This is a genomic window from Thiothrix fructosivorans, from assembly GCF_017349355.1.
In the GTDB taxonomy this organism is placed as follows: domain Bacteria; phylum Pseudomonadota; class Gammaproteobacteria; order Thiotrichales; family Thiotrichaceae; genus Thiothrix; species Thiothrix fructosivorans.
This window is the reverse complement of record NZ_JAFMPM010000008.1, coordinates 418,133-436,451: the sequence shown is the minus strand read 5'-3', so window position 1 is coordinate 436,451 and position 18,319 is coordinate 418,133. Positions and strand designations below refer to the sequence as shown.

The 18,319-nt window shown below is 52.3% G+C and carries 21 protein-coding genes; 14 read left to right on the top strand and 7 right to left on the bottom strand.

All coding sequences use genetic code 11. The features are described from left to right. The first annotated feature begins 72 nt into the window (after positions 1 to 72). The 8 genes from J1836_RS16370 to J1836_RS16335 all read left to right on the top strand — a co-directional run bounded on the left by J1836_RS16370 (position 73) and on the right by J1836_RS16335 (position 5,942). Positions 73 to 429, top strand: a complete 357-nt coding sequence (locus J1836_RS16370) for a ribosomal maturation YjgA family protein (protein ID WP_207252198.1) — start codon at positions 73 to 75, stop codon at positions 427 to 429. 57 nt (positions 430 to 486) lie between these two features. After that, positions 487 to 666, top strand: a complete 180-nt coding sequence (locus tag J1836_RS16365; protein WP_207252197.1) for a hypothetical protein — start codon at positions 487 to 489, stop codon at positions 664 to 666. 151 nt (positions 667 to 817) lie between these two features. Next, positions 818 to 1,258: an NlpC/P60 family protein gene (locus J1836_RS16360; protein ID WP_207252196.1), complete on the top strand. Its 441-nt coding sequence runs from the start codon at positions 818 to 820 to the stop codon at positions 1,256 to 1,258. A gap of 16 nt (positions 1,259 to 1,274) precedes the next feature. Further along, entirely contained in the window at positions 1,275 to 2,072 is a 798-nt protein-coding gene (locus J1836_RS16355) for a hypothetical protein (RefSeq protein ID WP_207252195.1), read from the top strand. 5 nt (positions 2,073 to 2,077) lie between these two features. Next, positions 2,078 to 2,617 carry a GNAT family N-acetyltransferase gene (locus J1836_RS16350; protein WP_207252194.1) on the top strand — a complete coding sequence of 180 codons (540 nt, stop codon included), beginning with the start codon at positions 2,078 to 2,080 and terminating at the stop codon, positions 2,615 to 2,617. Positions 2,618 to 2,631: 14 nt separating this feature from the next. Further along, on the top strand, positions 2,632 to 3,471 hold the full coding sequence (locus J1836_RS16345) for an MOSC domain-containing protein (RefSeq protein ID WP_207252193.1): 840 nt from the start codon (positions 2,632 to 2,634) through the stop codon (positions 3,469 to 3,471). A 71-nt stretch (positions 3,472 to 3,542) separates the two neighbouring features. Next, a complete protein-coding gene (locus J1836_RS16340) occupies positions 3,543 to 4,376 on the top strand; it encodes a CvfB family protein (protein ID WP_207252192.1) in 834 nt (277 codons plus the stop codon). Between the two features lie 951 nt (positions 4,377 to 5,327). Further along, positions 5,328 to 5,942 (top strand): hypothetical protein, encoded by a 615-nt coding sequence (locus tag J1836_RS16335; protein WP_207252191.1) that lies wholly within the window; start codon positions 5,328 to 5,330, stop codon positions 5,940 to 5,942. Here the strand turns inward: J1836_RS16335 and J1836_RS16330 are convergent. Further along, a complete protein-coding gene (locus J1836_RS16330; RefSeq protein WP_207252190.1) occupies positions 5,919 to 7,637 on the bottom strand; it encodes an AAA family ATPase in 1,719 nt (572 codons plus the stop codon). The two genes, J1836_RS16335 and J1836_RS16330, sit on opposite strands and share 24 nt — an antisense overlap. A 42-nt stretch (positions 7,638 to 7,679) precedes the next feature. On the opposite strand from J1836_RS16330, the gene J1836_RS16325 reads away from it, so the two are divergent. Genes J1836_RS16325 through J1836_RS16310 form a run of 4 tightly spaced genes read left to right on the top strand, consistent with a single transcriptional unit; the run spans position 7,680 to position 10,033 of the window. Next, on the top strand, positions 7,680 to 8,402 hold the full coding sequence (locus J1836_RS16325; RefSeq protein WP_242632887.1) for an RNA-guided endonuclease InsQ/TnpB family protein: 723 nt from the start codon (positions 7,680 to 7,682) through the stop codon (positions 8,400 to 8,402). A 46-nt stretch (positions 8,403 to 8,448) separates the two neighbouring features. After that, a complete protein-coding gene (locus tag J1836_RS16320) occupies positions 8,449 to 8,730 on the top strand; it encodes a hypothetical protein (RefSeq protein WP_207252189.1) in 282 nt (93 codons plus the stop codon). Further along, positions 8,727 to 9,434 (top strand): Sir2 family NAD+-dependent deacetylase, encoded by a 708-nt coding sequence (gene cobB, locus J1836_RS16315; protein WP_207252188.1) that lies wholly within the window; start codon positions 8,727 to 8,729, stop codon positions 9,432 to 9,434. The genes J1836_RS16320 and cobB overlap by 4 nt, the downstream gene beginning before the upstream one ends. Next, the gene (locus J1836_RS16310; RefSeq protein WP_207252187.1) at positions 9,431 to 10,033 is read left to right on the top strand and encodes a L,D-transpeptidase; all 603 of its coding nucleotides are present in this window, start codon (positions 9,431 to 9,433) and stop codon (positions 10,031 to 10,033) included. Before cobB ends, J1836_RS16310 begins: the two co-directional genes overlap by 4 nt. Here J1836_RS16310 and J1836_RS16305 read toward each other — a convergent pair. Then, complete coding sequence (locus J1836_RS16305; protein ID WP_207252186.1) at positions 9,978 to 10,592, bottom strand: tyrosine-protein phosphatase; 615 nt, start codon at positions 10,590 to 10,592, stop codon at positions 9,978 to 9,980. The genes J1836_RS16310 and J1836_RS16305 overlap by 56 nt on opposite strands. Positions 10,593 to 10,718: 126 nt before the next feature. On the opposite strand from J1836_RS16305, the gene J1836_RS16300 reads away from it, so the two are divergent. Continuing rightward, a complete protein-coding gene (locus J1836_RS16300; RefSeq protein ID WP_207252185.1) occupies positions 10,719 to 11,651 on the top strand; it encodes a DMT family transporter in 933 nt (310 codons plus the stop codon). Here the strand turns inward: J1836_RS16300 and J1836_RS16295 are convergent. The 5 genes from J1836_RS16295 to J1836_RS16275 form a co-directional block, all read right to left on the bottom strand. Next, positions 11,614 to 12,003, bottom strand: coding sequence for a hypothetical protein (locus J1836_RS16295; protein ID WP_207252184.1), 390 nt, complete (start codon positions 12,001 to 12,003; stop codon positions 11,614 to 11,616). The genes J1836_RS16300 and J1836_RS16295 overlap by 38 nt on opposite strands. A gap of 21 nt (positions 12,004 to 12,024) precedes the next feature. Beyond that, positions 12,025 to 13,695, bottom strand: coding sequence for a vWA domain-containing protein (locus J1836_RS16290; protein WP_207252183.1), 1,671 nt, complete (start codon positions 13,693 to 13,695; stop codon positions 12,025 to 12,027). A gap of 2 nt (positions 13,696 to 13,697) precedes the next feature. Then, complete coding sequence (locus J1836_RS16285) at positions 13,698 to 14,405, bottom strand: hypothetical protein (RefSeq protein WP_242632886.1); 708 nt, start codon at positions 14,403 to 14,405, stop codon at positions 13,698 to 13,700. 6 nt (positions 14,406 to 14,411) lie between these two features. Further along, positions 14,412 to 15,608 (bottom strand): ATP-binding protein, encoded by a 1,197-nt coding sequence (locus J1836_RS16280; protein WP_242632885.1) that lies wholly within the window; start codon positions 15,606 to 15,608, stop codon positions 14,412 to 14,414. Positions 15,609 to 15,674: 66 nt separating this feature from the next. After that, positions 15,675 to 16,256 carry an NUDIX domain-containing protein gene (locus J1836_RS16275; protein ID WP_207252181.1) on the bottom strand — a complete coding sequence of 194 codons (582 nt, stop codon included), beginning with the start codon at positions 16,254 to 16,256 and terminating at the stop codon, positions 15,675 to 15,677. A 362-nt stretch (positions 16,257 to 16,618) separates the two neighbouring features. On the opposite strand from J1836_RS16275, the gene tnpC reads away from it, so the two are divergent. Beyond that, the gene (tnpC, locus tag J1836_RS16270; protein WP_242632653.1) at positions 16,619 to 18,196 is read left to right on the top strand and encodes an IS66 family transposase; all 1,578 of its coding nucleotides are present in this window, start codon (positions 16,619 to 16,621) and stop codon (positions 18,194 to 18,196) included. Positions 18,197 to 18,319: the final 123 nt, after the last annotated feature.

Here is an 18,319-nt window from a genome sequence, read left to right as displayed (position 1 = left end):
TATTGACTGCACGGGTTTTGCAAATCAGTCTCCTACACTGGCGGAGTCTTCACACGGATAATAATAGGCAGTATGACTAAGAAACATTACGCACTGGCGGCACTCACCTTATTCATCGTCGAGGTAATCATCGCCACTAAACTCAATGGCAATCACTTTATCCGCGCTTATTTCGGCGATTTCTTGGTGGTGATTTTGCTGTATTGCATGGCAAAAGCGCTGTACGACTTTGACTCGCAACGGCTGGCAATCGGCATCTTTACATTCTCGGTGATCGTGGAAGTGGTGCAATATTTTAGGATTGCTGATGTGCTGCAACTGACCGGCTGGGCGCGGGTGGTGGTGGGGACAAGTTTTAGTTTTACCGATGTGCTGATGTATGCGGCGGGGTGTTTCGTGGTCTGGTGGATGGATCACTTGAACCGATAGCGGCTTTGCAGACTCGAATCCAAAATCCATGCTTATAACAGTGACGGAGGAATCACGATGAAACGCCACGAAAAACACTTACTGCTCTGGCTGTGCCTGCTGGGGCTGAATGCCTGCGCCACACCGCACCCGGATTGCGAAAAAGCAGATGCGTTCGGGCATTGCCAGCAGTGGAAAGGGGTTGAGCCGAGTTGCCCTAAACCGGATTTTCTGGGTTTTTGCCCGCCGAGTCGCTGATTATGGAAACACTACTGGTTTTACTTTTTGTACTGATTTTGGCGGCAATAGGTTCAAATCATTTCATTGTTAATTTTATTGTATTTCCTCGGCATTGCCGCCATCTGGCTCGACAGCGCAACCACCGGCTATGAAAAATCGGAATACGCAAATGAATAATATGACGCAGCCTACTGCCTCGATATTTGTTATCCCTCCCCATTTCCTGACCATCCGTTACAACGGCGCACACTACCCCGGTTCGCCGAACACCAACGGGCTGGAAGGCGGAGCCAATTGTCAGCAATTTGCCTACGAACTCCTACGCCATAACAGCTTCAGCGTCCCAGATTTACGTTCCCGCGAATTGTGGGAAGACACAACCCATACTTACCGGGTCACGGAATTGACGTGGGGCGATTTGCTGTTGTGGAACAAAACACCCGATCCTTACGGGGCACACGTTGGGGTGTATATCGGCGATGGGCAGGCTATCCACCTTGCCAAAGACAACGGCTACCCGGTGATGGAGCGGCTGGAAAATATTGCGCAACATCCTGCGTATCGTGTATTTATCGGCGCAAAACGCGCCATGCTTCATGGAGGAAATTAAGCCTATGGAGCAAGCCATGAAACACCTCACCCACCTACTGATTTTTCTCGCCCTGACCGCCCTCACCCAGCTCGGCGGCATTATTGGGTGGCTAAGTTTGCCCGTGTTACGCCTGATCCGTCGCCCATCACGCTGGCAGCAAACAGGGCTACGCGGCGCGGCATTCCTGCTGATTTATACCCTGTCGGTCTTCAGCTTCGTACCCACGCTGGCGCAATGGAATGGCAGAGTGCCACTGCCGTGCTTTGCCAGCGATGTCGCCCCGTTGCAAGCTGCCAATGTTGGTTATTGCCTACTGATGCGCAATTACGTAACACCCGCCACTCAAACCCGCTTACTCACGGTAGCACGGCAAGTTCGGGAGGTTCACCCCGATAGCACGGTGCGTTATTTGGATGCTAACTTCCCGTTTCTGAACGGCTTTCCCTTGCTACCGCATTTGAGCCACAACGATGGGCGCAAAGTAGATTTGGCGTTTTTTTACCAGCGAAAAGACACCCACGAACCGTTAAATGCCTCACCCTCATGGCTGGGGTACTGGTGCTACGAACAGCCACAACACCCGAAAGAAGCAGCGTGTTTAGGCAAACCCAGCCATTTACGTTGGGATTTCGACTGGTTGCAACCACGCTATGCAGCGTATGAAATGGATGCGGTGCGTACCCGTACCCTGCTACAATTACTGGCGGCGGATACGCAGAAAGTGTTGTTAGAACCGCATTTACAAACGCGGCTAGGCGTTCAAGCTGCCAATGTCAAATTTCAAGGTTGCCGTGCAGCGCGACACGATGACCATGTTCATGCGCAATGGTAATTAAAATGCTACACCTACCCACCCTCACCACCGCACGCTTGCAGTTACGCCCCTTTGTGCTCGCGGATGCGGCGCAAATTCACGCCCTCGCCAGCGATTACGAAATCGCCCGCTTCACCTCCAACATCCCTCACCCATATGAAGAAGGCATGGCAGAACGCTGGATTGCCCTCCACGCCCACCAGTTTTACACCAACCAACACGTCACCCTCGCCATCATTGCTCAGGCAAGTGGCAATCTAGTCGGCACGATCAGCCTCAGCACACACCGCACCAACAAACGCGCCGAACTCGGCTATTGGGTCGGCGTTCCCTACTGGGGCAACGGTTATTGCACAGAAGCTGTCTGCGCCGTGATCCGCTACGGCTTTGACGTGCTCGACTTGCACAAGATCGTCGCGCGGCATTTCGTCAGCAACCCCGCCTCAGGGCGTGTGATGCAAAAAGCAGGGATGCAGCACGAAGCAATCTTGCGTGAAGAAGTCCTCAAGAACGGCGTATATCACGACATGGCAGTATACGGCGTGATTAATCCCGCGCATTAAGGAGAGATAAATTCATGATCACGATTAGCAGCCTGACTATTTACCCCGTTAAATCCCTGCAAGGCATCCCGCTGCAACAGGCAACACTGACCACACAAGGCTTGGCGTTTGATCGGCAATGGATGGTCGTCGATGCCAACGGGCATTTTCTCACCCAACGCCAACTGCCCAAGATGGCACAAATTCGCGTGCAGTTGACGGCGGACGCGCTGATCCTGACGCACGACACCTTGCCACCGCTGACTATTGCCTTACAGCCTAAACCTGCCCAACGTATTGAAGTCGTCGTCTGGCGCGACCACTGCCCCGCCGATGATGAAGGTGATGCCGCCACGCAATGGCTCACGCAAGTGCTGGGGCAATGGCAAAGCGGCGACTTGCGCCTCGTGCGGTTTGCCGACGATTTCACCCGCCACGTTGACCCCAATTACATGCACGGCGACCCTGCCGACACCGCCTTTTCTGACGGCTACCCGTTTTTGATCGTGTCGGAAGCCTCGCTGCAAGCCCTGAATGAACAACTCGTAGCGCATGGTGCAAGCCCCGTCCCCATGACACGTTTCCGCCCCAATATCGTCATCAGCGGCATCGAAGCGTTTGGCGAAGATCGTTGTGAAGCCCTCAGCGCTGTGACTAAAGCTTACCGCTTTACCATCCGCAAGCCTTGCCAACGCTGTAAAACCACCACGGTTGATCAGCAAACCGGCGTGATCAGCAACCCGAAAGAACCGCTAAAAACCCTCACTGCGATGAACCCTTACCCACACCTCAACGGCGCGTACTTTGGGCAAAATGCCACGCTAACCATTGGTGAAAAACAGGTGATCAAGATTGGTGATGTGTTGCTACGTTGAATCAAACATTTTGGTGCTAGAATCCCGCTTTAGCCCCGCCCCATCAATGGCAGCAACCAAAGGACTCTCTCATGTTAAAAATTGGCAAATTCAACTTGCTGCGTGTCACCAAAACCACTGGTTTCGGGGTGTATGTCGACGGCGGAAATTACGGCGAAATCTTGCTCCCCAAACGCTACGTACCGAAAGATTGCCAACCCGAAAGCTGGATAAACGTGTTCATCTATTTGGATTCGGAAGACCGTTTGATTGCGACCACCGAAACCCCGCTGGCACAAGTCGGCGAAGTGGCTTGCTTGAAAGTGGTCGCAGTGAACCGTTTCGGTGCGTTTTTGGATTGGGGCTTACCCAAAGATTTGCTCGTGCCACGCAAGGAACAAGCAACACTGATGCAGGAAGGCCAGTCGTATGTGGTGTGTGTGTACGTCGATGATCTCACCGAAACCATCGTCGCCTCCTCGCGCTTGGATTTATTCCTCAACGAATTCAGCAGCGACTTCACCCCGCGTCAGCCAGTGGAATTGATGATTTATGAGCGCACCGAACTGGGTTACAAAGCGGTAATTGAAGCAACACACCTTGGCTTGTTATATGCCAATGAAGTGTTCCAACCGCTACGAGTCGGACAACGGGTACAGGGTTACATCAAAGCGATTCGCCCCGACAAAAAAATCGACTTGATCCTGCAATTGCCTAGCCCGGTGGTGCAGGATGCGGTAGCGCAGAAGATTCTCGATCATTTGCAAGCGCGGGGTGGCACATCGACCTTTACCGATAAAAGCTCACCCGAAGACATTTACCGCGAATTTCAGGTGAGCAAGGCGCATTTCAAACGCGCTATCGGCTTGCTGTACAAGCAGCAGAAGATTGTGATGGGCAAGGATTTGATTCGGTTGGCGGAATGACCTTACTGTTTGCGATTACGAAACGCATACTCGAACAGAACGACGAGGAAAAAGGTAATCACCGCACACATCAGGCTCGACTGAAAATTTAGCAATGTACCGAAAGCTGGATAATGCCCCCAAACGAGGGGCATACCAATCGACCAAGCTATAGATGCAGACAAAGCAAAAAGGGTAGCACGTAATAAAATAGTCTTCATAATATCGTTATCCTTAGTGGAATTTGCCAACATCAATAAATTAGGATTAATTACACCCAAGTTCGTGGGCAACACCACCACTCACTACGCCGCCTATCATACCATATGCCGCCCCTGTCACTGCCCCAGCTAGTGCTCCGCATGAGCCTGCAAATGCACCCGCTACAGCCCTCTGAATTGCAGGAGTTTCCAGTATAACGGCTAGTAACATTCGCATCAGTCGAAACGTCACTATTTTCAGGTACGCTATCATCTGCCATAACGACGTAACTACCTGATATTATCCCCCAAGAATTCATTTGCCAAATTCCCCAGTAAATTCTGATCAGAACCAAGGAAATCGATACCTAAAGGGTGAGTATCCACCTTGGTTTGGTTCGTTGTTATTGCTGATCTTTCATTATTACTTTGTCCATATCTCGAAAGTAGTGTGCTGGTAGAATACTCCATATTCATGACTCCATCATTGGCTAAAATTACATAGACCGCTTGTCTACAAGAGACACTAGTAGACTAACGACAGTTAATGGAGTCGCACACGATTGAGATGTGACAAATGCTATAAAATTCCAGACAAATGGTTAATCAGCTTTCTAAAGTATCTGGGAAACGTCTCAGGTGTATTTCTTAACAGCGCGAATAATACGCCTTTAAGTATCGCAATTCGCTACTTAACTACATGATGCTTTCTGCTGCGTAGCGAATGGTGCATGATGCTCCCATCATCAATCAAGTCATCAGAGGGAACACCATGCGCCATTTATTCCGTTACCTGCTTCTTGCCGTGCTGAGCTTTGCTAGCGTCGGCTGTGCCACACACGCCTTGCATTCGAGCAAAAATGTGAGCACTGAAAAGATCAACAGCTTCCTGATTACACAAGATAAGTCCACGCTAGTGGTGGCTGGCGAAGAACACCATTTCATATTCCCACTGAATGAGCCGCTGAAATCGGTGTTGCAATGGAATGGTCGCACCAAACTCAACCCAACCTTCAACCAGTTCACCGTGAATGCGGGGCAAGGTGTAAGCGGTAGCTACACGTTGTCAGCCGATGTCGGGAAACTCACCGTAGCGGAACATCAATTTCTCACTCAACGCGGTTTCAGCCAGCAAGGAAATACCTTGACATACAACGCAAATATTCAGGGAACGCGCTATCTGGCTGGCAGCGTGAAAGTGCCGCAAACCGCATTCTTCCGCCAACCGTATGAATTGACAGTGGTTGCGCCGGATGGTGTGGCGGATACTGCGGCGAAAATCGCTCTGACCCCGCTGACATTGGCGGCGGATGGCGTGACGGCAGTGCTCGGTGGGATTGTGCTTGCGCCGTTTTTTGGATTGCTAGTGATGTCCGGCGGGCTGTGAGTCAGTAATACGCTCCACCGCCACGCGCTCCCCATCCGTCAACACCACCCACGCGCTGAGTTTGGGGAGTGCGGCAATGGCGGGCAGTTGCAAGTATCCCTGCACTTGCTCAATGCCCTCCAGTCGCTTGGCTTCCCAACCTTTGTCCTTATCGCCTTTTTTGCTGTATTTCAACTCGATCAAATGCTGGTAATTGACCTTAAAGGGGCTGCGTTCCAGCAGCAAAATGTCAGGATAACGACGGTTCATTTCCCGCTCGCTCTGAATGAAATACGCCGACGATTGATACAGCAATGCCAGCAAAATCGTCTTAATGTGTTCTTCATCCAGCCACATGGAATCGCGGTTAGATAGCAATTGCAATACCCGCGTCAATTCAGCGATCAGCGGTTGGATGTCATTGCGCAACGCCAACACCTCCACCGCTTGCAATACCGCACGGTCGGGAATAGAAATCTGGTTGCGGCGTTCCAATTCCACTTTAAAGTATTGGAAATACAATTCGCGCATCACATGGTTGGGAATGACAAACACCTCGCCCGACAAGGTTTCGCCGTGCAGCGAGGCGAAGCCCATGTACGCCAGCAGGCTAATGAAATCATCGCGCTCAAAACCCTTGTCGAAATCAAATTTTTCCGCTTGTTGCGCCACCACCTGCCCCGTGGTGAGCAACTCATCCAGCACCGCGAAATTCTCATCACGATTACCGATACTGAATAATCCCAGCAATTTACCGTAATCGGAAGCGATATTGGCATCCAGCATTTTGCGTGGGTAGGCGCAGCGTTTGTAGTCAAAGTTTTTGATGAAATACAGCACCATATTGGCGTTGTAGACGGTTTCAGCCGCATTAATGTGGAAGCGATAGCCGTTGTACCAATCGGTGATATCTACCATTAATTGATCACAGTCTAAGCCACAGCTTTCCACCAAAGGTTGCAACAGGTGGATTACTTCGGCACGGGTAAAACCCATTGCCTCATTAAATTCTTCCCTCAGGGAAACATTTTCACCAATATTAAAGCCACTGGTCATGCTATCAAGCATGATCGGGGTAACACCCGTAATGAATAGCCGATCAACAATACCGCGCTGAGTGGCGGTTTTGATCGTCTCATAGAAGCTACGCACAAATCCGCCTTTGCCCACAATATCTTGAAATTGCTGCAAATCATCGGCAAGGATGCTGTTGGCAAAATGGTCGTATTCGTCGATCAAGAAGAGGATTTTTTGCCCTTCGGCAATCTTGAAAAAGGCTTCCATTTTTTCATGCGGCGAACTGTACGCGGCAATACTCGCTGAGTCGTTGGCAGGATAATCATAACGCTCTAAAAAGCGTTGCAGTGCCAGTTCAACCTTGGTATTGAAGGCACGGTAAACATCGGCATAGCTTGCAGTGGAAATGCCGCTGAATTCCATGAACAGTACGCTGTAGCCACTTTTCATCGGCGTGGGATATTTGCCAATGTAGAGATTGCTGAAAAGGCTGTCGAAGTCTGCGGCGTAATGGCTATCGTAGTAATATTCCATCGCCGAGAGCAGCAGACTTTTTCCAAAACGGCGTGGGCGCAGCAGAATATTATATTTGCCGCTGTCTTCAAACTGGGTAATATACGTGGTTTTATCCACGTAGGTGTAGCCACCGAGGATGACATCTTTGAAGTTGCTCAGACCGTAGGGAAGTTTCGTTTTCATGCCCAGATTGTAGCACAGAAGCTGGGTGTTCTTCGGCATGAGGTGATAACAGGGGCAAAGCCGCATAAAGCCTTACTTTCGCGCCTACAACGGCTCTCGCACAGCCTGTCGCGCAAGGCGAAATTGGCAAAACTTCATGCACGGATAGCCAACATTCGCAAAGATTGTTTACACCCACTCACCACCGATTTAACGCGCCGTTTTTCACTGATCGGCATCGAAGACTTGAATGTAGCGGACATGGTGAAAAACCGCCATTTATCCTGTTCCATCAGTGACATGGGCTTTTTCGAGTTCCGGCGGCAACTGGAATACAAGGCGGACATGCGGGGCAGTGTAGTGGTGGTGGCAGACCGTTTTTTTGCCTCCAGCAAGACGTGTTCCCATCCCGCTTGTGGTCATAAGTTAGACAAATTACCCTTATCCGTGCGGAAGTGGACTTGCCCGTATTGCGGCACAGAACACGACCGAGAAGTGAATGCGGCTATTAACTTAGCCAATTACGCCGTGAGTTCCACGGTGTCTGCCTGTCGAGGGGACGGCGCTGGTCTTGGACACAAGCCAAAGACGAAACCAGCCCCGTTGAAGCAGGAATTTAACCGCAAACTTGACCTTGGGCTGGCAAATTGTCGATCTGATCAATGGCATGAAACGCGAAAACGGGCGTTTCAGCCGTCAAAACATGGTGTCACGGGCGCAAACCTTGCTGGATCGGGTGCTGTTTATGGGGGGAGGGTGAGGGGTAAATTCGGAGTGATGCAATAAAATGTTAAGATATGCCTTGTTCACCCGAAGAATTAGGAGGTACAGCATGATCCAAAACCCCATTGTTGAAGACATCAACAAAATTCGCCGCGAAAATGCCGCGAAACTGAACTTGCCTGCTGATGCATTGAAGGATTTCGTAGGAAAAATGGCACAACTACAAACCGCCTACCCAACACTGGCAACCACCGCTGGGCGCGATGCTTTCTTTGACAATATGATCAAGGAATCAGCGGGTACGACAGCGCAACAAGAAGATGACATTATGCAAATAGCCATCGCCGAAACCCATGCACATCCATTGAAGAATGCGGAGTACACCCCATGACCCACTACCCCAACATCGTCATCCTCACCGGCGCGGGCATTTCCGCCGAATCCGGTATCCAAACCTTCCGCGCTAGTGACGGCTTGTGGCACAACCACCGCATCGAAGAAGTCGCCACCCCGCAAGGTTTCGCCAAAAACCCCGCGCTGGTACACGAATTCTACAACACACGGCGGCGACAATTGCTCGACCCCACCGTACAACCCAACGCCGCCCACCACGCCCTCGCACGGCTAGAACGCGAACATTCCGGCTCAGTGCTGCTCGTCACGCAAAACGTCGATGACCTGCACGACCGCGCAGGCAGCGACAACTTGCTGCACATGCACGGCGAATTGAACAAAATCCGCTGCAACCATTGCGGCATGGGTTATAGTTGTGAGGAAGACATCGGCGCACATACGCCCTGCAAAAGCTGCGGCAAAACCGGCGGAATGCGCCCCCATATCGTTTGGTTCGGTGAAATGCCTTTATACATGCGCGATATTGAAGCCGCCCTGCTCGACTGTGATTTATTCATCTCCATCGGCACATCCGGCAACGTCTACCCCGCCGCTGGCTTTGTCGAAGTCGCCCGCGACAACGGCGCACACACCGTGGAACTAAACCTCGACCCCAGCAACAACAGCGAGATATTCCACCGATCCATCAACGGCTTAGCCAGCCAAATCGTCCCCGCCTTTGTGGAGAAATTACTGTCATGAAAACCTTAACCCGACTGCTGTTATCTTCGGCACTATTACTGCTAACCCCAACTGCGTGGGCGCAAGACCACACTGCTACATTGGCGAAATTACAGGCGCAATACCCCGACTATTACGCCAACGGCGTGTTTTTGGTGGATAACAGCGAGCAGCAAATGTATTGGTATTACGACGGTAAACTGATCCGCAGCTACACCATTTCCACCGCTGCCAAAGGCTTGGGCGCAGTCGCCGAAAGCAACCAAACACCCGCAGGTGCACACCGCATTGCCACCAAAATCGGTAGGAATGCCAAGCGCGGCATGATTTTCGAACATTTAAAACAAACCGGCACGGTTGCTAAAATCTACACCAAACCGCAGTACCAAACCAAAGCCTTGGTACTCTCGCGCATCTTGCGTTTGGATGGTCTGGAGCGCGGTAAAAATAAAGGTGGCAACGTGGATACGTTTAATCGCGCCATTTATTTCCACGGCACGAATAAAGAAGGCAATTTAGGCAAGCCTGCCTCACACGGCTGCATCCGCATGAATAATGACGAAATTATCGAGCTATTCGATCAGGTGGGTGTGGATACGTTGGTGTATATTCAGCCTTAGGGCAGCCGACGCCACTCACCTGCCCGCGTAATTTTTCCACATCCAACGTTTCCAAAAACGCGGGGATATTCTCGAACAGGCGATGATAACCATAGCCGCCGTCGATCAATTCAGCCAACGCCTGTGGTTTGCTCCAGCCTTGGCACACCATCCGATACACCGCCACCACTGTTCCCGTGCGGTCGGCACCGTGCAAACAATGCACCAGCACTGGCTCACGCGCCGCCGCAATCACTTGCAAAGCATCACGGATTTCACGCTCCCCGAAATCCGCTGCATTGATGCGAATGTGGTGTAAAGCCAGCGGCGTACCCCGTGCTTCATCCGCGTCGCTGTGGTATTGGCGCAGGTTTAACACTTGTTCCACCCCTAGCGCATCCAATGCCTGAAACCCCGCTGGCGTGGGCTGGGCGGAACGGTAAAGGTGGTGGCTAACCTTGTGCAAATTGGGCACGCCCACCACCGCCGCTGGTTGCGCCCACCATTGCGGACGCGGCGCGGTACTCACAGGTTCAGCTTGCAGCAGTTGCGCAAACAGCACGACAGCGGACAACATCATAGCGTAGGGTTTCCGGTGGGTTTTTCATGAATTCGAGGGTGGCTTGCCACAAAAACAATTATAACGTCAAACCTGCCACCGCTTTCCAGTAAACTGGATAGTCTGTCGATTCACCGGAAACGTTTCATGCTATCACCCCGTTTACACCATACGCTCGCGCTGCTCACACTGTTTTATTCCTCGACGCTGTGGGGCTTGTTTTGGTATCCGTTTCGCGTGTTAGAAAGCATGGGGGTGGACGGATTAACGGCAACGTGCATTGCCTACCTATTGCCCGCGCTCGTGGTCGGTTGGTGGTATGTCAAAGATTTGTGGCAAGCGCGGGCGCATTGGTTATGGCTACTGATTTTGGGGATAACCTCCGGCTGGAGCAATGTTGGCTACGTGCTCGGCGCGTTGGAAGGCGAAGTCATGCGGGTCTTGCTGCTGTTTTACCTGTCACCATTGTGGACGGTGTTGTTCGCGTGGTTCTTGCTGGGGGAACGCCTGAATCGCCTTGGCTGGGCAGTGATTGCGCTCTCGCTGGGCGGTGCATTGGTGATGCTATGGCAACCGGATGGCAAGCTACCGTTGCCTGCGAATCGGGCGGAATGGTTCGGTTTATCGGCAGGCGTAACCTTTGCACTCAGCATTGTGGCGGGGCGTTATTTAGGCACAGACATGAGTAATGGCGCGAAAACCTTAGCCGTCTGGCTAGGTGTCACCACGCTAACGGCGGTCGGCTTAGTGTTCGCGCCATTTCAGGGCGGCTTAGTGGTGTTTACGGGAGAGGCTGTTTGGTTGTTACTGGGCTTGTCTGTCGCGATTGGCAGCGTGACGTATGCGGTGCAATTTGGTGTCACCCACGTTCCCGCCAGCCAATCCAACGTCATTTTCCTGTTTGAATTGGTGGTGGCAGCCATCGCCGCGTATTGGCTCACCCAAGAACGCATGGATTGGCAGGAATGGCTAGGCGCGGGCATGATCCTCGCTTCCAGCCTATTTTCCGGCAAGATGCAGCAAAACGATACGCCATCCGCGACTAAGGAAACGCGACCACCGTCCAACCTGCTGGTTTAATACTACCATCCGACAGTAGGATTTTCTCACGGGCGATGGTCGCCTCGTAACGTTGCAAATTTTCCGCACTCATGCGCCCAAACGCAGTGCGGAAAATCGCCTCTTTGGATTTGAGGGTGGCTAGTTCACCCAGCAAGGCTTTATCCGTCCCCACCAAGATGCGCTGGTAACGCGTCGTTGCTTCACGCTGCGCAATCCAGCGTTCCATCGCCGCAAATTGTGGTTTCAACGCATACGACGTATCGACCACGATCAAGACATCCGGCTGATGCTGGCTCAAGTACGTATGTGCGCCTGCCCATGCCGCAACGTGCAGCACGAGAAACAGACCAAAGACTTTTAACAGTTTCACGCAATACCTCCTCTGTCGTGCTTACATTTCCGAGTTCAGCAAGTTGCCGATGCGGAACGATGCCGAACCGGTGCTGGATTCGGTGTACGCCCCTTCCGCCAAACTTGCCATTTCCTTGAGTTCTGCTGAACTGAGTTCGTAAGCAATGGTGTGAATCGGCGTACCCTGCACTTCCAGCAAGGCTTTGGTTTGCTGAAAATCAATGCCCATATTGGTTTCGCCATCCGACAGCACGAAAATCACCGTTTTGTAATCAGGGTGGGTCTTTTTGAATTCGTTGAGCAAATTAGCTGCCACCAGTGTCGCACTGTAGGTCGCGGTTTTGCCCCCCACAGAAAGCTGTTCCACCGCACCATTAAACAGCGATTTTTGCTGCACGTTGAAGGGATTAATCGGCAAATCCACGTTTACCATGTCGCTATACGATACCAGCCCGATAGCATTATTGGCACTGATCAAGTCGGACGATTCGATTAGGGCTTTTTTCAGGTTTTTAATACGCTCACCTTCCATCGAACCAGAAATGTCGGTAACGAATACCGCAGCGATGGGTTTGCCGCCAGATTTTTTCTGTTTCCAGAGCTTCTGCGCTTGGGCAATCACACCACCATCAGGTATCTGATAAGCACTTTTATACGTCAAGTCTTTACCAAAATGGTATTTTTCCAGAATAGGCTTTTGCGTATCAATAAAGTGCGCAAACAACTTCAACACTTCCTGTTCGCTGGGGTCAGCGGCGCTAGTGGCATACAACGGATTGTCTTGGCGAGCACCAAATGGTACGAACTGGTATTCTTCCATTCCCGTCATACCTGACCACGTTTGGTCACTACTGACAAAGCCATCTAGCACACCGCTGCCCATCGCCGCATCACGCATTTGCAAGGTGTTTTGTGCCACAAATGGAATGCCCAACTGGAACGCTTCAAACGCGCTGGCAACATCGGGGGACAGCATTTGTGTCTGATCACCTTTTGCAAACGCATCGAGGATAGTCAGCAAAAAGTTTAAGCCCGTCGCCGACTGATACGGGTTGGTATAGCCCATCGCAAACGAACCGTTGCTGACATTGGTGAGCAACTTAGCAATATCGAGTTTGCTATCGGTAGTAATTTGGTCGAGTTTGGCTTTTTTAACAATAATGCCCGCCACACTGGGCGCGGTCACATCAGCAATGGTAGTAAGTTTCGCCCCATTGGCATTCGCTAAATTCGCCCACACCGCATTGGAAGGGGAATAGCCATCCGGCACGTATTGCCCGGTCATAATGAATTGCGCCCCCAAACCCGAATCCATTTTGCGGACGGCAATAGCCGCTTGTTTACCGTTGCTGAGGGTACGGCGTTGTTGGTTGAATTTTTCCGCCAACTCCAGATACACGCCATCCACGCCTGTGCCTGCTTTGTCGGATGAGGCGAAGATCTCAGCGGCTTCCGTATTGGCACTGTCTTGCGCATCAATCGCGAGGGGGTATTCCGCTAAATCCGGCAACATTGCCAGTAAATTGGTGCGGGTCAATTGGATATTGGCGCGGTACTGGTTTTCGTGTTGGGTGGGGCGAATCGTGTTTTGCACCAAATCGCTGATTTTCGTTTCGACTTGCGCTTTGGTATCCGCCGTATTAACGATGTCGCCGCAGCCACTGAGCAGGCAGGCACTCAACAAATAGCCGAAGGATTTTGTAGTCATCATGGTTACTGTTTTCCTGTGTTGTTCGCCGTTTGTGCAAGGCTGACCAGACGGGTCAACGTGTCTAACCGCTCAAACTGGCTAATGGTACGGATATTGGCGACTTCTACCGCTGTTTCGGTGAGGGCGGTAAAGAATTGTTCATTTTCTGCCGCAAGGTCGCTGAGGCGTTGTTGTTGCTCTTGGTACAAATCGGTTTGCACTTGCTGGCGGCTGATCCCTGCTAGGCTGTGCCCGACTGCTACCATGTCAGTGAGGTTTTGCACGACGTGTTCTTGCACACTCCGCGCTGCATTCAAGTAGGTGATCGGCGTGAAGGTTTTGCCCACAAAACGGGTTTCCACCACCGAGCGATAATCGTCGAGGATGGCGTTGAGCATATTGGCTTGCTGAATGCCTTGGGGAATCTTCAATTCGACGAGCGCTTCGCGGGCAGTTTCTAACCGTTGTATTAAAGTGCTGTGTTCGCGCAGGTTGCGGGCGTGCAGCCATGCCGCTTCGTCATCGGTTTTGTAGCCGAATAGGCGGTACATGCGGGGAACGGTCAGGGCAATGAAGGCAGCAGCCAGTGCGTAACTACCGAGCATCCACCACGGCGGCTGAAACCACCACGCGAATAATGCCACTAACGCTGCTGACAATGCCGCCGCGCTTAGGGTGTAGACCTTAATGGTGCTGTAGGGGTTTGGGGCAGAAATGGCACATCTCCTCACACGGTTTTACATAGAGATACTGTAGCAGGAAAAAGATGACAAACCATCTACCCATGCGCGGACTTGCGTATACGGTAGCACCTCAAACGCGCTACGCCGTTGCGCTTCCGCCCCGCCATATACCAGTGTCATACCGGCAACCCGTTCCCCCAACGCGGTTTTTACCCGTGTGGCGGCTTGCATGGCATCGCTGGCAACCGTTTGCGCGGACTTGATTTCCAGCAATTGCAGCTTGTCGCCAGTTTCCAGCAGCAAATCGGCTTCGTTGTGGTTGGCATCACGGTAGAAAGACAGATTGGGTTTTGCGCCTGCGTTATGCAGGGTTTTCAGCACTTCCAACACCACGAGGTTTTCAAACAAATTGCCCCGCAGCGGGTGTGTCGGCAAATACGCGGGCTGGGTAATCCCCATCAACCACGCGGCAAGCCCCACGTCGTAAAAATACAGCTTGGGTGATTTGATCAGGCGTTTGCTGCCATTGCTAAACCACGGCGGCAGGCGAAACACGATGTAGGAGGCTTCCAACAAGGTGAGCCATTCTTGCACGGTATTGCCTGATACGCCGACATCCGCTGCAAGGCTTTGCATATTCACCAATTGCCCGACGCGCCCCGCGACTAGGCGCACAAATTTTTCAAACAGATGGAGGTTGCGCAATTGTACCAATTCACGCAAATCGCGCTGCACATAGGTTTCAAAGTAATCACCCAACGCCACAGCGGGGTCTAGTTGTTGGGCATGAATGCGCGGATAACCACCTTGGTACAAGAAATCATCCAGCGTTGGTTTTTCCACAATTGGTAACAGTTCGGCAATCGACAGCGGCAACAGTTTTAGCAAAGCAGTACGCCCCGCCAATGACTGCGAGATGTGGCGGCTGAGTTCAAACTGGTGGCTGCCTGTGAGGATGAATTGCCCTGCTGTATTCTTTTCATCCACCAATACTTGAATCCATGACAGCAAGTCGGGGACGCGCTGAATTTCATCAATCACCGCCCCTTCGGGAAATTGGCTGAGGAAACCACGTGGATCAGTGCGGGCAAAATCGCGGGTATCGGGGCGTTCCAGATTGGTGTAAGGCTTGTTGGGAAAGGCTTCCCGACACAATGTGGTTTTGCCGGATTGCCGAGGCCCCGTGACCGTCACGACGGGCCATTGGGCAGCACGCGCCAATAAAATGGGAAGTATGTGGCGTTGAATCATGACGCACCCTGCAAATCTGAAGTAGTACTTCATTTTTGCATAGAATCAATCGCGCCAACAAGCGCATTAACGGGGTGGTTTTTCTAACGCCAGCCATTGCAGGGCAATAATGGCTAAGGATGCTTGGATTTTACCGGCTTTGAGCCATGCCAGCGCGGTGTGGCGCGGGATGACGGATACGCGAATGTCTTCGTGTTCTTCGGGCAAGCCGTGGATGCCGGTGGGTACGGCGGATAAATCGACCGGGGCGTAATACAGGCTGACGATTTCGGTAGAACCGCCTGCACTGGGGTAGAAGTCGATAATGTGTTCCAGCGTGTCGAGGGTGCAACCAGCTTCTTCTTGGGCTTCGCGGCGTGCTACGTCGGCGTTGCTTTCGCCATCTTCGACGATGCCTGCGACGATTTCGACCATCCACGCACCTTGTGCATCCCGCAAGGCAGCACCGGGGCGGAATTGTTCAATCACCAACAGCGTATCAGCGACGGGATCGTGTAGTAGCACGGCAACGGCATTGCGGCGCTCGAAAATTTCCCGCCTGACCGTCCCCGACCAACCGCCTGCAAACAGCTCGTGGCGGAATTCGTAGGCATCCACGCGGAAAAAGCCTTGGTACAGATTTTGTTGGGAGAGGATGTCGAATTTCATGGGGTCTTGATGGTGGGTTATGGAAGCCGCAGTGTGCAACGTGAGGGATGGAATTGCAATTTGCGGCTCGGCGTAGGTCGGACTTTAGTCCGACATTCCCACAATAGCCTGCCTTCCCTAATTGTCGGACTAAAGTCCGACCTACAAACGTGGATGTTTGATACTTTTGACGATTTTTAGGCACTCAAAATGATTCTTGTGATAGTGATCACTTTTTGGCTACACGAGGTTTGTTAAAATTGGGTTCATTAGGGACTTTTTTTAAAGGAGTGAAGGCTATGACAATTTCAGACCATGCTAAAAATTTGGTAACTGAACAGTCCCCCCTTACCCAAACGCACTAAATTTGCGACACTCCCCCGATGACCCAACAACTGAAAGACCACAGCCTCAAACAGCTTAACAGCCAGTACCTTGCCAAGCTCACGCCGGAGGAACTGCTGCACCTGTCGACCAAGTTGTTGCATGACCTGAAAGAAGCGCGGGAACAGATCAACCAAAACTCCAACAACTCCTCCAAACCACCCAGCAGCGGTTTCCCGTGGGAAACGTCACCCAAAACGGTGGCTTTGCCCGAAACAGAAGGGGTGGGTGCAGCCAGAGGAAAGCCAACCCCGGAACCAGAAGCTGTGGCGGGCACAAAGCCAGCCCAACCAGCCAAACGCAAAGCGGGTAAACAACCCGGCGCACCGGGTTATGGTCGGGTATGGCATCCGCCCATCAATGCAGACGAACACCATTACCCCAGCCGATGTGAAGCCTGTGGCAGGTCCCTGGATGCGGCTGTCTCCCGTATTTATACCGCCTATGACAGTGTGGACATCCAGTTTGGCACGGATGGGAACCCCGGACTGACCGTCATCACCACCCGCCACCACCTTCACGATAGCGTATGCACCTGCGGTCATGTGAGCCGCCATATCCCGCATCGCCAAGCTCCCGACCCGTTATACCCGGAGGTTGATGTGGGCGAGTGGCGGCTGATTGGGGGCAATCTGGCGGCACTTATTGTCCACCTACGGCTGCGCTCACGCTTGTCACTGCGTGGCACACAAGAACTGTTGCGGGAGGTGTTGGGCATTCCCCTAAGTGTCGGGGTGTTGCAGCAATGTTTTGAGGAAGCAGCCGCGAGTGCTTCTCCATTGGAAGATGCCTTGGTGGAAGGGCTGTTGGCAGAAGCCACCGCTGACGGCGGGGTGCTGTATATTGATGAAACCTCTTGGAAAGAGCGTGGCGAAGCCCTGTGGCTATGGACATTCGTCACCACCCTCAGCGTTTGTTTCTACGTAGGGCAGCGCACCATTGAAATGCTCGACAACGTGATTAGCCCCCACTTTGGGGGCTGGCTGATGAGTGATGGCTATGCCGCTTACCGCCACCACCCCAAACGCTTGCGTTGCTGGGCGCACCTGATCCGCAAAGCCCGTGGGCTGGCAGAATCACTGGACAAAGACGGGCGGACGTTTGGCAACTTCACCCTCGCTTGGCTGAGGGTATTACAGGACGACATTTACGCTTGGCGGGCAGCAGGCGGCACGGTGGGGACGCAAACCGACGTGATCCGTCAACGCCATCAGGCAAAACTCCTGGAATTCAGGGCATTATGCTTGATCCATGCCGTATCTGCCCATGACAAGACGGCGGCACTGGCGAAAGAGTTCATCAATGATTGGGATGCCATTTTCCGAATCCTTGACCACCCGTGGCTTCCCTTGACCAATAATGAGGCTGAGCGGGCGTTGCGCCATTGGGTGATCCTGCGCAAAACCAACCATGGCACAAAGAGTGCTACGGGGAGCCGTGCGTTTGCCATGCTGGCCAGCATCATCGGTACTTGCCGCAAACGTGGACAGTCTGCCTTGGCTTATCTTGCCAGTGTTATTACCGCTGCCCGCGCTGGCTTTGCCCTGCCCGCTTTACCGCAAGGGGTGGGGATGTGATCAATTACAAAATTTGGCGACCAAACAGACTGTATGCACTCGCAAATTAATCGCAGGGTGTAGGCTCGATATTCCTAAACACTAACACTGTTTAATAGACTATTAAGTTCCCTCTATGATAAG